The following is a 408-nucleotide window of genomic DNA, read 5'->3' on the forward strand; positions in this document are numbered from 1 at the left end:
TGCGGAACACGCCATCGGCGGGCTGCGCGCCGCCAGCGCGGGGCTGAACATCGCTCGCGCCACGGCGTATGCAGACCACACCGGCAACAGCGCCGTCGTGACCAGCGCTGCGAATCCGAATGACGCATGGAGCGTGCTGGTGGCGCCGCCACCCGGCTGGGTCAAGCGCGATCCGCCCAGGCAGTGGCCGCGCGCCGGTGGGCGGACCAATGCGTATCTGCCGTGGTTTGGCAAACCGACGAATGGGCAGTGACCGACATGCGTAAAGCCAAGATGCGAAGGCTGGCTCGCGGGGAACGTTGCAACGCGACGGGGCGCGTTGCGCTCGTGCTAGCGACATGCGTGCTGCTGGCGGCCTGTACTGGAACCTCCATGTCGTCGCAATCCCGATACTTCCGCTTGCCCACC

1 pseudogene is annotated in these 408 nt (G+C 67.6%); it reads left to right on the forward strand.

Features of this window, described 5'->3' with window-relative positions:
* A pseudogene (locus A6M56_RS20060) lies at positions 1-253 on the forward strand (hypothetical protein); the annotation flags it as partial.
* Between the last annotated feature and the right edge of the window lie 155 nt (positions 254-408).

It is taken from the genome of Ralstonia sp. RL (assembly GCF_001683835.1).
Lineage (GTDB): Bacteria > Pseudomonadota > Gammaproteobacteria > Burkholderiales > Burkholderiaceae > Ralstonia > Ralstonia mannitolilytica.